At 62.0% G+C, this 15,379-nt stretch carries 10 protein-coding genes; 3 read left to right on the top strand and 7 right to left on the bottom strand.

Going from position 1 to position 15,379, the window contains the following annotated elements; genetic code table 11:
• Positions 1 to 49 precede the first annotated feature (49 nt).
• Together M2332_RS12725 and M2332_RS12720 are read left to right on the top strand one after the other, a co-directional pair.
• On the top strand, positions 50 to 1,309 hold the full coding sequence (locus M2332_RS12725) for an MFS transporter (RefSeq protein ID WP_264574335.1): 1,260 nt from the start codon (positions 50 to 52) through the stop codon (positions 1,307 to 1,309).
• A gap of 17 nt (positions 1,310 to 1,326) precedes the next feature.
• Positions 1,327 to 3,198: a sulfatase-like hydrolase/transferase gene (locus M2332_RS12720; protein ID WP_264574334.1), complete on the top strand. Its 1,872-nt coding sequence runs from the start codon at positions 1,327 to 1,329 to the stop codon at positions 3,196 to 3,198.
• 252 nt (positions 3,199 to 3,450) lie between these two features.
• Here M2332_RS12720 and M2332_RS12715 read toward each other — a convergent pair whose 3' ends face one another.
• The 6 genes from M2332_RS12715 to M2332_RS12690 all read right to left on the bottom strand — a co-directional run bounded on the left by M2332_RS12715 (position 3,451) and on the right by M2332_RS12690 (position 12,975).
• On the bottom strand, positions 3,451 to 4,863 hold the full coding sequence (locus M2332_RS12715) for a DUF1593 domain-containing protein (protein WP_264574333.1): 1,413 nt from the start codon (positions 4,861 to 4,863) through the stop codon (positions 3,451 to 3,453).
• Positions 4,864 to 5,272: 409 nt separating this feature from the next.
• On the bottom strand, positions 5,273 to 5,809 hold the full coding sequence (locus M2332_RS12710; RefSeq protein WP_264574332.1) for an ester cyclase: 537 nt from the start codon (positions 5,807 to 5,809) through the stop codon (positions 5,273 to 5,275).
• Between the two features lie 266 nt (positions 5,810 to 6,075).
• Positions 6,076 to 7,623, bottom strand: coding sequence for a carboxylesterase/lipase family protein (locus tag M2332_RS12705; protein ID WP_264574331.1), 1,548 nt, complete (start codon positions 7,621 to 7,623; stop codon positions 6,076 to 6,078).
• Between the two features lie 218 nt (positions 7,624 to 7,841).
• A complete protein-coding gene (locus M2332_RS12700; protein WP_264574330.1) occupies positions 7,842 to 10,355 on the bottom strand; it encodes a TonB-dependent receptor in 2,514 nt (837 codons plus the stop codon).
• 116 nt (positions 10,356 to 10,471) lie between these two features.
• Entirely contained in the window at positions 10,472 to 11,935 is a 1,464-nt protein-coding gene (locus tag M2332_RS12695) for a carotenoid oxygenase family protein (protein WP_264574329.1), read from the bottom strand.
• A 326-nt stretch (positions 11,936 to 12,261) separates the two neighbouring features.
• Positions 12,262 to 12,975 (bottom strand): FadR/GntR family transcriptional regulator, encoded by a 714-nt coding sequence (locus M2332_RS12690; RefSeq protein ID WP_264574328.1) that lies wholly within the window; start codon positions 12,973 to 12,975, stop codon positions 12,262 to 12,264.
• 465 nt (positions 12,976 to 13,440) lie between these two features.
• On the opposite strand from M2332_RS12690, the gene M2332_RS12685 reads away from it, so the two are divergent.
• Entirely contained in the window at positions 13,441 to 14,055 is a 615-nt protein-coding gene (locus M2332_RS12685) for a DUF3237 family protein (protein ID WP_264574327.1), read from the top strand.
• A 206-nt stretch (positions 14,056 to 14,261) separates the two neighbouring features.
• Here the strand turns inward: M2332_RS12685 and M2332_RS12680 are convergent, their stop codons facing one another.
• Positions 14,262 to 15,077 (bottom strand): dienelactone hydrolase family protein, encoded by an 816-nt coding sequence (locus M2332_RS12680; RefSeq protein ID WP_264574326.1) that lies wholly within the window; start codon positions 15,075 to 15,077, stop codon positions 14,262 to 14,264.
• Positions 15,078 to 15,379: the final 302 nt, after the last annotated feature.

Raw genomic sequence — 15,379 nt, 5'->3', positions numbered from 1 at the left:
CAATCAAACAGGGCTTCGGGAGAGAATGACGGTGAATGACAAGCGGCGCATGCCCCTCATGGGCCTGAGATGGTGGATCATCAGCCTCGTCACGATCGGCACGATTCTCAATTATCTCGCGCGCTCGTCCCTCTCCGTCGCGGCGCCGACGCTTATGGAAGTGTTCGGCATGAGCACCCAGCAATATAGCTGGGTCGTCTTCTCCTTCCAGGCCACCTACACGGTGATGCAGACGTTCAGCGGCGCCATCCTGGACTGGCTCGGCACCCGCCTGGGCTTCGCCATCTTCGTGGTCGGCTGGGGCTTTGCCAATATGTGCCACGCCTTTGCCACCGGCTGGTTCAGCCTCGCCTTCTGGCGCGGGCTGCTGGGCAGCTTTGAAGCCGCCGCCATTCCCGGCGGCCTCAAGGTCGTCTCAGAGTGGTTTCCGCCGCGCGAGCGCACCGTGGCGACCGGCGTGTTCAACATGGGCGCCTCCATCGGCAACATGATCGCACCCGCGCTCGTCGCGTTCTGCATCCTGTATTTCGGCTGGCAGTCGGCCTTCCTCATCACCGGCGGCCTGAGCCTGCTCTTCGCCCTGCTGTGGTATTTCGTTTATCGCAGCCCCGAACAGAGCAAGCGACTGACGCAAGCGGAACTCGCCCATATCCAGACCGCCGGTGACGATGCCGGGGTCATCGCGCGCCCGGCGCACTGGCGCGAGGTGATCCGCACCAAGGGCTTCTGGTCCATCGCCATCCCTCGCTTCTTCGCGGAGCCGGCGTGGCAGACCTTCAATTTCTTCATCCCGCTCTATCTGGTCACGGTGTGGGACTTTAATCTGAAAGATCTCGCTCTGTGGGCCTGGCTGCCATTTCTGGCAGCGGACGCGGGCTCCATGCTGGGCGGGCTCACCGCGCCTGCGCTTATCCGCTGGTTTGGCGTTGACCTGCTCACCTCGCGCAAGCTGACCGTCACGCTGGGCGCAACGCTGATGATCGGCCCGGCCTGCATCGGCCTCGCCACCTCACCGGCCATGGCCATCGCGCTGTTCTGCGTCGGCGGTTTCGCACATCAGATGCTTTCCGGCGCCCTGCTGACCCTCTCGGCCGATCTGTTCGACAAGCGGGCAGTCGGCACGGCGACCGGCATGGCTGGATCGATCGGATGGATCGGCGGCGCCATCTTCACGCTGATCGTCGGCGGGCTCGCGGAGATTGTGGGGTACAATCCCCTGTTCGTCATGCTCGCCGCCTTCGACCTGATCGGCGCGCTGGTGCTGTGGGGATTGCTTCGGTCCGGGAAGGCAAAGGCCGCCCTCAATTAAGATAAGGATACGCGAAGATGGCGATCAGTCGCAGGGATATGCTCGGGAGCCTGGCTGCGGCCAGCGTCGCGACCGGCTGCACGGCAACTGCGCAGACAAGCCGGCCCGACCCGAGAGGCAGGCCCAATATTTTGTGGCTGGTGAGCGAAGACAATAATCCCTTCATTGGCGCCTATGGCGACCCGATTGCCCATACGCCACATATCGACACGCTGGCGCGCCGGGGGCTGCTCTACCGGAAGATCTACGCGAACGCTCCGGTCTGCGCCCCGGCGCGCTTCTGCCTTCTGACCGGCATCTATCCGGAATCGAATGCGCCGGCGAACCACATGCGCGCCGACGCAAGCCTGCCTGATTTCCTCAAGACCTATCCGCAACTCCTGCGCACGGCGGGCTATTACTGCACGAACAATGAGAAAACCGATTACAATGCCGCCGTCAATCCATCGTCGATCTGGGATGAATCGAGCGCCAAGGCGCATTACCGCAACCGGCCTGCGAACACGCCTTTCATGGCTGTTTTCAACTTTGAAACCACGCATGAATCGCGGCTGTTCGGCATCACCGAAGGCAAGGTGAAGCCCGAACAGGTCCGCGTCCCGCCCTATCTCCCCGACAGCCCCGCCGTGCGGCAGGATTTCGCCAGCTATTATAACCTCATGGAGCGAATGGACGCACAGGTCGGCGAAAAGCTGGCCGAGTTGGAAGATGCCGGACTGGCCGACGATACCATCATCTTCTACTTTTCGGACAATGGCGGCTGCATGCCCCGCTCCAAACGGCATTGCCATGAGGAAGGGCTGCGTTGCGCGCTGGTGGTCCATGTGCCCGACAAATGGGCGGACTATGCGCCGGCCGCGATGGGCGGCGAGATCGCGGCGCCGGTCAGCTTCATCGATTTCGCGCCCACGCTGCTGTCCATCGCGGGCATTCCCCAGCCTGCGACCATGCCGGGCACGGCCTTCCTTGGCCGGAAGATCGCGCGTCCGAAAGCCTATGCCTTTGGCATGCGCAATCGCATGGATGAGCGTTACGACTTCGTCCGCACCGTCGCGGACGGGCATTACCGCTATATTCGCAACTACATGCCGCACCGCCCCATGGGGCAGGTCAACGCCTTCCCGATGATGTTGCGCAGCTATCAGGACTGGTATCGCCGCTATGCCGCCGGCGAGCTTAACGCCGTGCAGTCGCGCTTCTTCGAGCCTCGGCCCTATGAGGAACTGTACGACCTTGAAGCTGATCCTGATCAGCTTCAAAACCTTGCCGCCGATCCGAAGCAGAGCCGCCGCCTGAGCGCTTTGCGGACAGCGCTCGACCAGCACATGCTGGATATAAACGATAACGGCTTCATACCCGAAGGCTCGCCGCTAGAGGGCTACGAAGCCAGTCGCCAGCCCCATGCCTATCCGCTGGCGGACATTATGGCTCTGGCCGCGCAGGCGGCGACCGGAGGCCCATCAGCACTGCCGGATCTTACTCGGGCCCTGACACACGATAACGAAGTGATGCGCTACTGGGCAGCAACGGGTCTGCTGATCCGCAAAGCACAGGCCGCGCCGGCGCGAGAGACGTTACTCAGCGCAAGCAAGCGCGAAACGTCGGCGCAGGTCCGCGTGGTCATGGCGGAAGCCCTCACGCATCTGAGTGAAGGGGAGCAGGCCAAGCAGATTTTTGCCGAGTTGCTCGCCGCAAATCCTCCGGAAATGGTCGCACTTCAGACTCTTAATGCTCTTACTTATATCGAGCCGGTCTATCGGCCCATGGACATGCTGGCGAGATGGAAGACCGATCCCGGCTATGTCGGGCGCGCGACACGGTATCTCACACGCGTGAGTGAGGGCACTTACGATCCTTCAGTTTCGCTTCTGCCCCCACGAGGCGTGTGAAGGCTCATAGGCAAGTTTGACGAGACAGTCTAACGTTCCCCGAGATTCCAGTTCTGGCTGGTTGTTTAGCGTAAGCTGCACTGGTCCACGCAGCCATCCGCTTCGCTCGATGATCGGGAACGTCTACTTTCGTGATCGCTTGTCTGTGACAGTCCTACTTGCTCTCCAGCACGCCATTTGCCACAGGCCCTTCCAGAAAACATCAATGGCCGATCGAATGCAGGCCCGATCGACCATTGCGGCACAGCCCCGTCATGGTTCCAAAGTCACCACGGCCCGCCGGTAGCTGGTCAGGGGCGGCGATCCCGAATCCGTGACCTCCAAAATAATGTGATAGGCGGTGTCCTTGGGCACAGGGACGTTCGTGTTCGTCATCCGGTACATCGGCAGGGTGAAACTCACCTCCGTGCTGTCCGCGCCGGTAATCTCAAGGGGCGGCACCATGACGCCGGGCGCCTGGCTTGGCTCTGCATATTGCCACCAGCGATAGGTCAGCTTGTCGCCATCCCGATCATGCGTGCCGGCGGCGGAGAGGCGCACGGTTGCGCCGACCTTCGCCGACAAGGTGACGGGCGCCTTTCCGGCGACCCCGTTCAACACCAGCTCGGGATAGTGATTGGCGCGGCGCACGTCGGGCGAAAGAGTCCAGGCCATCCGTCCGGCAAAATCGTTCTGAAAAGCCCCGCGCCAACGAAACACCGTCGCCTGATTGCTGACCCAGACCTTGCCATTTGCGTCCACAAACCTGTCAGATGCGTCGGCCCGGTGGCCGGCACCTTCGTAGATCGGCAGATAGCGCCCTCCCCAGCCACCCCATTCGGGACGCTCGGGATTATTCAGGCCATTAGGAATCAAGCCCAAAAAGGACGGTGTGTCTCCTTCCATGATGAACTCATGCGGGGGATATAATGCGCCCAGCGGCCCGCGCCTAATATTGGCTTCCAGCCACTCATTGGTGACCATGTCCGCATTCGGCCACTTGTCGTCACGGTGGAAAAGGTCACCAGCAATGCCGATCCATGCGGCGAGGCCATATTGGCCCCAGCCATGGACGCTGGCGATCCAGAACAGGTCCGGGAAGGTCCGTCGCGCCCAAGCGCCGGTATCGTCCTGATCCGAAATGGAATAGATCCGAAGCTTGGAAACGAAGGCCTTCACCTGTTCGGGCGTGCGCGTTTCGCGAACGGTCCACAGGGCTTGTGCAAGATCCGCGCTGCCGCCCCATACGGGGATGTAAACCGGTCGGTCATCGGGGCGATCGACTACTTCGATGATCCGGCGCGAGGCTTCGGTATCCTTGCCCTCGCCCACCGCAGCCATGCCATAAACCGGCGTGCCGCTGACGATTGCGGCCATCAGCGTGCTGGCATCCGGATAGCCGCGGGCATGTTTCCGGAGATTGGGAAGCACCTTCCCATAAGCTTCCACCCGCTCGCGCATAAGCTGTGGCTGAACCCTGGTACGCTGCCAGGTGGAGGTCGTCGCAACAAGGCCTTCGATGTCGAACTCGTTTGCATAAAGCAACAAGCGCACAAGAGACTCAGAATCGTCGGGTTCATTTCCGATGTCGGACAAGATCAGGACACGCAACTTCGTTGTATGCAAAGGTTCGGCAGAGGTCGCCGGAACCGAAACTGCCAGCGCCGCAGCGGCGGCCAGCACCATGCTAAATCGAGTGACCATCAGTTCTTCTACCTCAAATATCGATGCCCCGTCCGCTATGATCGCGCCGTTGGCGGACGGGCGACCCGGCGGATCAGAAGCGCGTACGAATGGCGGGCCGAACCAGCCTTCCGAGCGTATTCCCGTTACCATAGCCATTGCCAGTGGTCAGGTAGGGAGAACCCTGATCGGACACATTATCCACGTTCGAAGTGAGTTGCGTCTGCTTAGCGAAGGAGAGGCCCTTCAATCCCAAGTGAAGTAAAGATCGACGATGTCCTAGGATTCCGCACGGGATGCAGCGCATTGTATGGAATCGGAAATGACGGGGGGCAATAGGCGCAGTTGAGACACTTGAATTGCAGCCGAACGCTCGCGCGCTTCTCACAATTCAAGAGATTTCCTTTAACGATCAGAGCTTCTTCTGATTTGGGTCAACCTTAGGTTCGCCCTTCAGCATAGGATCCCAATGCTCCGCGATCTTGCCGTTTTCGATCCGGAACATGTCGAACCAGGTCGTGTAATAGGTCTGCCCGTTCGCATCCTTTTCGGGGCGCACAAATGCAATGACGACCTTGTCCCGCTCCGCCGTGATGTCGACCATGGGGAGGCTCAATTTTGCCTCCACAGGCCGCTGCGGGCGCGAGGACCGGACATAATCCATCACGCCGGCCAAACCCTGGGCGGCATTGGGATTATGCTGGATGTAATCCTTCGCGATGAACTCGTGCGCGCGATCAACCTGACCAGCCACGAGCACGATCCGATACATGTCGTACACCAGCCGCTTGTTCCGCGCGAGCTTGGGGTCCTTGCTGGCGAGCAAGGCAGCGTGATCCGTAGGAACGGACGGCGCTGCCGCCGGCGCTTCTTGGGATGAGGGCGGGGTCACAGCCGGCGTCGAGTCCGGGGCCATGGCAAGAGCGGTAGCGAGCAGGATCGATATCATGGGAGAAGCCTAGCATGACAGAGGCGGAAAAAGGTAGGACTTTTAAGTGCCGCCAATCCCCTCTCGGTTAGAGATCGGACGGCGAGGCAACACTTTGTTGTGAAACGACAATAATCTGCGCCAGCGGCGAACGATTTTACCATCTTTGGGCGAAAGCGGCTTTGCGCGGGGAGCACCGACCTTAAAAACCAGAGTATTGATCAAGTGTCTCGCACTCGCTCCCGACGGCCCCGTCACGGCGACACCTTGAGAATTCCCGCGACTGCTCAGTCACGCAAGGCAGCCGCGACGGTTGCCAGTTCGGCGTGGTCGCTGCCGGTGTCGAGCCGGGTCTGATCGTCGTAGATCATGGTCGCAGGTCGGTCCCGATTTGCAGCCGCCCAGCGCGGCAAACCCGGTCCGTTGGGGTCACCGGTCCCGGCAAATCGGGTCCAGGCGCCGGCCATGAGATTGGACAGCTTCAGCGCGACCGCGTCCCCTCCGGTCATCGTGGCGCAGCGTTCGGCATTGGCGAACGCGTAGGGAATATCCGCACAATGGAATGCGCGTGGCCGGCCATCCAGCACCGGCGCAGGGCGTGCAAACTGGTACAGCCATGCGCCTGCTCCGCCGATGGCGGCCTTGCGACGGGCGAACTCCATCGCGCTGAGGCGCAGCGGCGCGGTCGCGATGCGGGACCATAGGTCACAGGGCAAAGCGTGCGGCGTGCGACCTTTGAAGGCCTCGATAATGCCGTCCGCACGATCGCCGAACAGGCCGGTGACCCGTTCCCGCAATTGCGCTGCCGATAAAGCCTCGAACGCCGGGTCGTTGATGCCGGTTGCGAATTCGTTGAGCGTGGTGCCGACGATCAGCGGCACATGCGCGGAATTCGCCAGTGCGCCATCGGAGAGCACGCCGCCGGGAAGAGTGGCCCCGCCGATAACCGGCCCAAATGAGAAGCGCGGCAAATTTCGCGGATCGATGGGGCTTCCCGCAAGCTTGGGATTGAGCCGCCGCGCTGCCGCATTCGATGCCGCAAGCAATTGCGGATAGGGCACATCCTGCACGGCGCGCGCCGACGTCCTCGCAATGCCCAGTTCAGCGAGCGTTGCGGCGGCCAGGCTCGCAGCCTCGTCTACCGTCACGCCGGTGGGGACATAGCCGCTCTGGACGATCGCCCGGTGAAACAGACCGCGCGCCTGAGGCATGGCCATCAGCGCTGCAACCTTGCGTCCGCCGCCCGACTGGCCAAACAGCGTGACGCGCGCCGGATCGCCGCCGAACGCTGCGATATTGTCGCGCACCCATTGCAGCGCGGCGACGATGTCGAGCAGGCCGACATTGCCGGAGTCCGCGAAGGCGGAATCGAACGCCGACAGATCGAGAAACCCGAGCGCGTTGAGCCGATGGTTCAACGTGACCACCACCACGTCGTGCAGGTCGGCCAGATTATGGCCGTCGAAGGCGGGCAGGTCATGGCCCGATCCGGCGATGAACGCGCCGCCGTGCAGCCAGACCATCACGGGTCGGGGGCGACCGGCATCGCCGCGCGTCCAGATATCGAGCCGCAAGCAGTCTTCGCGCTCGTAGCTGTCATTCCATTGAAAAATGAACGCTTCTTCGTCATTGGCCCGCCCCGATCCGCGATCTTGCGGACAGACCGGCCCGAAGCTCAGTGCGCTGCGTACGCCCGACCACGGACGGGGCGGACGTGGCGGCAGGAAGCGATTTGGCCCGGCCGTGTCATCTGCATAGGGAACGCCCTTGAAGGTCAGGACGTCGCCTTGCCGATAGCCGGCCAACGTCCCCGATTGCGTTTCCACGCGTGCCATATCCCGGCCTGCGGATACGGCCCGCCCGCCAGTGCGCGGGGAAGCGGCAGCGGCGGCTGCCATGCGAGGGGTCTGGGTGCTGGCAGCGACGATTGCGGCGCCGCCCGTTAATATCGCTCTCCGACCGACTTTCACCCTGCCGCCTCCACCCTATTTCATCTTGTGGTTCTCGAGGCGGGGCAGAGATCGCATCGCAACCACCGCCCCGCCGCCGATCATCAGAACGAACGCTTCACAGTCAGGCGCCACTGCCGAGGCGCGGCCGGGAAGCCGTTCACCGTGCCATTGGTCGCACGGTTATCCAGATAAGCGTAGTAATAAAGCTTGTTCGTCAGGTTCATGACGTTCGCAATCACCTGCCAATCGCCGCCCGGAGCATCCCAGGTCAGGCCTGCATTGAGCAGCGTATAGGCCGGCACCTTGTTGAACGTGGTGTTGGGGATCGACGTCTGGAAGCTGGACTGGAACGTCATGTCCAGCCGTGGCGTCAGAGTGCCGAAATTGGCCGTATCGATGCGATACTGGGCGCTCGCGCTGCCCTTCCAGTCGGAGATCAGCGGGAACTTGGAGTCCAGCGTGGTGCCGGCGCTGATCGCCGTCGCCTGCAGCGACTTGAAGCCGATGTTGATGTAGCCGACCGCCGCTTGCAGCGTGAGATTGCTGGTCGGGCGAGCGGTCAGTTCCAGTTCACCGCCCTTGGTCACCGCCTTGCCGACGTTCAGCAGTGCGCTGCACGGCTGTGCATAGCTTGCCAGAGGCACATCCGGATAAGCCGGGTTGGCCGGGCACGCGCTGACCGGGAGCTGGAGATCGGTGTAGTTGCCATAGAAGAAGCTGCCGTTGACGCGCAGCTTGCGGTCGAACAGGTCGCTCTTGAAGCCAACCTCATAGGAGGTCAGCTTTTCCGGCGCGAACGGGATGACCTGATAGATATTGTAAGGCCGCGGGTTGATGCCGCCGCCCTTGAAGCCGGTCGCGACCGACGCATAGGTCATGATCGTGGGGGTCCACTGATACTGCGCTGCGATGCGATAATCGACATTGTCGCCCTTGAAGGTGCCCGAGGCGCCATTCACCGGGCAGACTGCCACATTGACGATCGTCCCGCCCGCTTCGGGGCAGGGCAGATAGGGCGGGCCATCGGGATGGCCGCCGAGCTGCGTGCCCGGCACGCCGAGGCGGCCGAACTTGAAGGTCTTTTCCTGCTTCGAGTAGCGCAGCCCGCCGATCAGCTGCAGCTTGTCGGTCACGCTCCAGTCGACGTTGCCGAACACGGCATAGGTCTTCGCGGGCACGCGATCCCGCCCGATGAAGTCGAAGGGCGGGATGTCGATGCGCGAATCCAGCGCAGTAAACTCATCCATGAAGAAGCCGCCGAGCGTCAGATTAACCGCATCCTGCATGAGGCTGGCATTGACGCGCAGCTCCTGCGTCACCTCGCGATAGGTCAGCGCATTGAAGCTCTGCGCCAGCGGGACAGGCGTCGCATCATTATCCTGCGAGAACTCCATCTTCTGCTTGCGATAGGCTGTGATCGACTTGAACGAGACATTGTCAGCAAGCTTGTAGTCGATCGTCAGGGAGACGCCGCCGCCCTTGGTCGCCGAGCTTGAATCCAGGCAATAGGCGCCCGAGCGGCTGCTCGGGGTCGGGTCGCAATAGGTCGCGTAGTTGGTATAGGGGCTCGTGCTGAAGCTGTCGCCAGCGAACGCCCCGAACGGGGAATAGCTGATGAATTGCGACGCGCCGGTCGCGGTGCCGATGCTGACGCCATTGATGCTGTTCTTGGGCGTCAGGCTGTCATTGCGGGCATAAAGCAGCGTCTGCGGCGTGCCTTCCGACTTGTCGCTGACATAGTCGGCGGCAAGGTTGACCTCGAGCGCATCAGTGGGCACCCAGCGCAGCTGGACGCGCCCGGCTGCCACGGCCTTCCCGCCTTCAGTGCCGAGCTTGCAGTTCGCATCGCGCGCGAAGGACGGAACCTGCGTACCCGGATGCGTGCAGGCATAATCGTACCGCGTGACATAGCCATCCTTGTGGTCGGTCACGCCGGTGATCCGCATGAACAGGCGATCGGGCACCAGCGTCATGTCCGCTGCCGCATTCACGCGCACGTTATTGTAGCTTCCGTAAGAGAGCGAGATGAACCCGCCGCCATTGCCGGTCGGCTTCTTGGAATACAGCTTCACCGAGCCGCCGATCGAGTTCTGCCCGGCCAACGTGCCCTGCGGACCGCGCAGGACCTCGATGCGATCAAGGTCGACCAGATCGAAGTTCGCGCCAGCGATGGTGCCGTAATAGACGTCGTCGATATAGGTGCCGACGCCGGGCGACACGGCGGGATTGAAGTCCACCTGGCCCACGCCGCGAATGAAGGACTGAACCGACGGACCGGCGCCAGCGGGAGCCGGCTGGAGCACGACGTTAGGGGCCTGGGCTGCGATATCGCTGACGGTGGTCAGCCCCTGCGCGGCGATCGTCTCAGCCGACAAGGCCGTGATCGCGAGCGGCGTTTTCTGGGCGCTCTGGCCACGGAACTGCGCGGTCACGACGATTTCGCTGATGCCGTCCTCGGCCTGCGCGGTCGGTTCCGCCTGATTGACGGGTGCCGTCGACGGAGCCGCCTCCTGCGCGAAGGCGGGTGCCGCACAAGCGATTGCCATCGCGCCGACCGCGACGGAGTTGCGCAACCAGGTCGCGCCGTTGATTTGCCAGATGCTCATGGTCTTCATTCTTTCCCTCCTAAAAGCACCGCTCTCGACGAGCGGGCCGAACCATTGAATTTCAATCGATTGCAAAACTGAATGAAAAAGAAGGCGCGCTGGCGCCCGGAATTACTGCTTTGGTTTCAGGTCTTTGCCAGCGCCAGTTGGGTGGCTGGCACCCATGTGCCATGCACCTGAGCGCGCAAGGGCAGCGGCACATGCACCTTGGCAACCGGCCCCGCCCCGACCGCGCCAGCATCGATGACCCAAAGCTGCGAGGCGAAGGCCTGATCGCCGACCTGGCGATCGACCACAGCAAGCAGCCACCCGTCATGCCCCGGCGCGGCCGAGGGCACGTGAACGGGCTCGCTGATTGCGTGACCGGGCGGCAGTGCGAGTGCGTCGAGTCCGCCATGCGCCACATCGATGCGGATAAGCATGTTGAAGGTCATGCCGACCGGGCCGCCGGGCAGCGGAGGCGGCCCATTCGGATCGACCGTCAGATACCAGCCGAAGCTGTACGGCAGGCCGGTATCGGCATCGCGAATGCGCGGCATGTCGCCCGGGGGGCCGAGCGGCCGCACCTCGTAGGAAGAGCCATCCTTGGTGAGGTCGAACGTCCAGCGTTCGAAGGCACCGCGGATCTCCTGCTGACCGCGCTGGATTCCGCCCGCTTCGCGCATGAACGGAAATGCGTTCGTGTCGGATACGAAGATATCGAGATGGACCCGATCGCCTTCATCAAACGCGTTCATGATATGAAAAGCAGACGCGCCAGCCGCGCCTTCGAACCAGCGCATCGCAGCGACATCGCCATCGCGCGGCATGATTCCAACGCGGCAGGTCAGGTCCTGCTCATGGGCCCATTTCGGCCCGCCGGCGCGCAGCCGCTCAAGATCGGTGGTGGTCGGAAAAATCGGGAAAATCGCGCGGCTCTTCGTGATCGCAAAGTCATGGATCATGCCGCCATAGGGCTGGTCGAACCACTGCTCGCGAACGAGGTTGCCGTCGCGATCCGCAATCCCATAGGCGATCGCCCGCGAACATTGGCCATCGGCCTCATAGCCGAAGAAAAACAATTCGCCGGTCTCGGGATCGATCCGCGAATGGGCCGTCATCGTCTCCGATTTGAGGGCGCCGCCGAAATCCCAGGCACCGAGCGTGTCCAGGGTAGTCGGATCCACGCGATAGGCGCGGCCATCCTCCTTCGTCATGAACAGCCGACCTGCATGCCAAAGCGGCGTCGTGTTCGCGACCGTGCGATCAACGCCCGCAACGCTGGGGTCATCGGTAAAGGGATTGCGATACTGGCCGAACAGCGCGCGCCGGGCTTCGCGCTCGGCCGCATAACGCGCGGTTTCGACATAGCGAATGTCATAATCCACAGCGCCATGGTCGAACTTGAAACGCGCGATCATCCCGTCTCCCGACAGGATATGATCGTCATCGAACATCGGCGGGTGGGCCGGATCCGGCACGGCGCGAAAGAAGGCGCCTTCGATCTCGGACGGGATCTCGCCTTCCACCAGCAGGTTGCGGACAGACGCTTCGGTGCGAACAGGCGTATTAAGGCCCGTGAAATGAATGGTCTGAGGAAAAGCGGTCATGACAGGACTCCGGCAGAGCTAATCCGCCGCAGTTGGTCCGCATCTAGCGAATCGCCGATTATCTGACCGCCCGCCATCCCAAGCCCCTCACATCTATCTCTTTTCAGCATCTTAAGATGCTTCAGCCCTATAAATATTCACCGTCCGGCCGATCGTCTGGCCATGACGCGCCGGCGCCGATACCAACATCGCGCGGACGGGGCCACAAAAAAACAGACAATTTGAGGAAAACCACACAGAATGCTCATGGCATATACTGCGCAATAGCGAGTGCTACGGGGCAGGGCGCTTTATGATTGGCAGAGCCCGGTAGCCCGCGTCGCAGGTCAGGTGCTGCGGATCAGGCCTTCCATGGCAGCGGATGCTTCCTCGGCTGCGCCCGCGGCGACGGCATCAAACAGCGCCCAATGTTCGCGCACGGTTTCGCGCGGCGTGCTGCTGCCGCCCTGAAATTCCGTGTACCACAGCACAAAAGTGCCAAGGCTGTTGCCCAGATTGACCAGCGGGGGATTGGCCGTCGCCTGCAACAGCACCTCATAGAACAGGCGGTTCGCCGCCTGTCCCTTTTCGCTGGTCAGGCCAAAACGTTCCATATCCTGCAAAGCCTCGCGCATTCTCGCGATCTGCTGGAGCGTGCGCCGCTGCGCCGCAAGGCTCGCAATTGCGGGCTCAATGATCAGCCGCATCTCGACCAATCCCTCGAGCACGGATGTGGAGGCGCCGCCCTCGAACATCCACTCCATCACATCCGGGTCAAGCAACGCCCAGCGCGTGATGGGCATGACAACGGTGCCGGTGCGCTGGCGGGACTCCACCAGGCCCTTGGCGGCAAGCACACGGATCGCCTCACGGTAGGCACTGCGGGAAACGCTCAGCTCATCGCTGGCATTGAGCTCGGTCGCGAGGATATCGCCGGGATGATGCTTGCCCGTTACGATCGCCACGCCGAGATCGTGCGCGATCCGACGGTGCAGGCTCGTTTTCTGCCGCTTCAGCTGCACCGGCCGGCGGCTCGCCTTGTTCGTTGCGGATTTTGTCATTGCCCACCCATGGTTGCGCCGAGTTTTGCAGCGTCAGCTAGCCGGATTGCGGCCTGAAAGCCAGCATGGCGCATACAAGCTGTCAGATTATGCAGCGAATTTATGCCTTTGCCGCTCGTGCAGAAAGCGCTGGCGCGACGAACTCTCAGCCGATTTGCGATGGCGCGGCGGGGCGGGAACCGGGCGTCCCCGCGTTCGTGACGCTCTAAGAAGATCGGAATACGGGGCGCTCAATAGCCGTTTTCCGATGTGCGCGGCTGTCCATGCAGGAAAGGGGTACGAAATTGGAGCCATCATGCCATCAGCAAGACCGCCAATCTTGCCAATGATCTGTTTTTTTGCGACCAAGCTCCGCCTCACCGGTCCTCGACTGGTGTTTATGGTCTGACAATTCTGCGGTACCCATGTTTCTGCATCCCCATCGTCAGCCTGCGAGAGCCTTCGGGCGATAGAGAGGAAGTCTATATGAGTAATGAGTCATTTTCGCGCCGCAGCTTGTTGTCTGCCGGCATCGGCGCTGCTGGTGTCGCCACTGCACTCCCGGCCATGGCCGCTGCCCAAACGAGCGCAGCGGCCGCGCGGCAGCAGCAGATCTCCGACATGACCGGAAAGGCGCTGACGCCGCCGAGCTTCGAATTCGCATTCGAAATCAAGATCGAGCTGGGCAAGCGCCTGCGTTACGGCCCGACCTTCTGGGGCATGGATCGGGGCTATGTTGGTGTTCTCGGCGGCACCGTGAAAGGCCCCAAGCTGAACGGCAAGATCATCCCGCACAGCGGTGGCGATTGGCCGACGGTGAAACCGGACGACACGGTGCGGTTCGACGCCCGCTACCTGATCGAGGCCGATGACGGCACCATTATCGAGCTGCACAACACCGGCGTTCGCTATGGCAGCAAAGAGGTGCTGGAACGGATGCGCAAATATGAGCCGGTCGATCCTTCCGAATATTATATGGGCCTCACCCCGCGCTTCGATGCGCCGGTTGGCCCGCACGACTGGCTGAGCCGCACGATTTTCGTCGGCAAGGCAGACCGCCGCGAGTCTCAATCCATCTTCACTTACTGGGCGATGGTGTAACAAGTCCGGCTGCCCCGGGGGCTGTGTGCTCGGCTGATGCCCTCGCGCGCCCCGGGGACGGCCATTCTTAGCCATCACGCCAGATGGTCGGGATGCTCGGGATCGATCTCCTTCCAGGTGGAACCGGGATAAAAAAATAGCGGCTCCTCGTCATATACGAGAAGCCGCTATAGCAGCCATCAGCGCTGACTGATGATCAGTCCCGCCTAGGGAATATCATGTCGCGCCAGCGTCCACTTACTGTCGCTGCAAAGCGTACAATCCGCGCCCCGGAACACCTGGGCCGCCTTCTTGTCGCCCTTTAATTGCCATTGCAGCCAAGCGCCGGTCACCCGGCTATATTCGTCTTCATCCTGCGGGGCCCAATATTGCGCGGTATGTCCCACGCCCGTGCGATAGGCCCACACCGCCGGTACCGAGCGCAACCGGCTGAAATCATCCTTGCTGTTCGCATGGGCGCCATCGGACGGATCGCCGCTGAAATAGGCGATGGGCACGTTGACTCGCGCCAGATCGGCTTTGGTCACGCGCGCACCCGGCAGACCGCCCGGCCCGGTGGACCAAACCCCGCTGTTGAGGATGACCGCTGTCGTCACCCGAGGATCGGCCACTGTCACTGCCAGCGCCTGCAGCCCGCCACAGGAATGGCCCATCACCGCAACATGGCGCGTGTCGACCCGCTTGAAATAGGCACTACCGCGACGCTGGCTCTCCGCCGCAGCCCAATCGATCGCCCTGCTCAGTTCCACGGATTCGGAAGGGCCAGGCGCGTTGAAATCGATCGGGCCCGTCGGCATGTAGGGCTCGGCATCATGATCCGTCTCGTATCGCGCATCGCCGATCTGCCCGACCGCAATCACCAAAAAGCCCCGCGATGCGATATCCGTCAGGAACCTGCGGTAGCGATTGCCCACCGCCGCGCAGCCGCCATTCCCCCAGGCGACGATCGGCATACGGCCTTTGACGCCCTCAGGGCGATAAACGACATGGTTGGGCAAGCTCGGCACCGTCTCCATCGTCACCGTGAACGGCCCGGTACGCGGCAAAAGTCTGACCGATTCAACAGGTGCCGTCGGAGTCGGAGTTGGAGCCGCCAAAAGTGAAGCCGGCCAGCTAAGGCCGGCTAAGACTATTGCGATGATGGCATGCTCCCCAATGCAGGTACCGATCGATTTCAGAGCCGTCTCAAGCGACAGTCTTCTAAACATCTGATGCAGTCCTTATGGAGGATTTGGCCGCCTGCCAGCTATTTAATCCACTGGCATGCGGGAGTTCGTTGGAACTCATTTTCTGCAATTGCAAGGTGAAAGCAAGGCGGGCGTCG

Source organism: Sphingobium sp. B11D3A (genome assembly GCF_025961695.1).
Lineage (GTDB): Bacteria > Pseudomonadota > Alphaproteobacteria > Sphingomonadales > Sphingomonadaceae > Sphingobium.
The sequence above is the reverse complement of the archived record's forward strand: the minus strand, read 5'-3'. Positions and strand labels throughout refer to the sequence as shown.

Excerpts from the sequence above, each read along its gene's own strand:
- M2332_RS12725 (WP_264574335.1), top strand. The coding sequence starts at position 50 with ATGCCCCTCATGGGCCTGAGATGGTGGATCATCAGCCTCGTCACGATC.
- M2332_RS12720 (WP_264574334.1), top strand. The coding sequence starts at position 1,327 with ATGGCGATCAGTCGCAGGGATATGCTCGGGAGCCTGGCTGCGGCCAGC.
- M2332_RS12715 (WP_264574333.1), bottom strand. The coding sequence starts at position 4,863 with ATGGTGCTGGCCGCCGCTGCGGCGCTGGCAGTTTCGGTTCCGGCGACC.
- M2332_RS12710 (WP_264574332.1), bottom strand. The coding sequence starts at position 5,809 with ATGATATCGATCCTGCTCGCTACCGCTCTTGCCATGGCCCCGGACTCG.
- M2332_RS12705 (WP_264574331.1), bottom strand. The coding sequence starts at position 7,623 with ATGGCACGCGTGGAAACGCAATCGGGGACGTTGGCCGGCTATCGGCAA.
- M2332_RS12700 (WP_264574330.1), bottom strand. The coding sequence starts at position 10,355 with ATGAAGACCATGAGCATCTGGCAAATCAACGGCGCGACCTGGTTGCGC.
- M2332_RS12695 (WP_264574329.1), bottom strand. The coding sequence starts at position 11,935 with ATGACCGCTTTTCCTCAGACCATTCATTTCACGGGCCTTAATACGCCT.
- M2332_RS12690 (WP_264574328.1), bottom strand. The coding sequence starts at position 12,975 with ATGACAAAATCCGCAACGAACAAGGCGAGCCGCCGGCCGGTGCAGCTG.
- M2332_RS12685 (WP_264574327.1), top strand. The coding sequence starts at position 13,441 with ATGAGTAATGAGTCATTTTCGCGCCGCAGCTTGTTGTCTGCCGGCATC.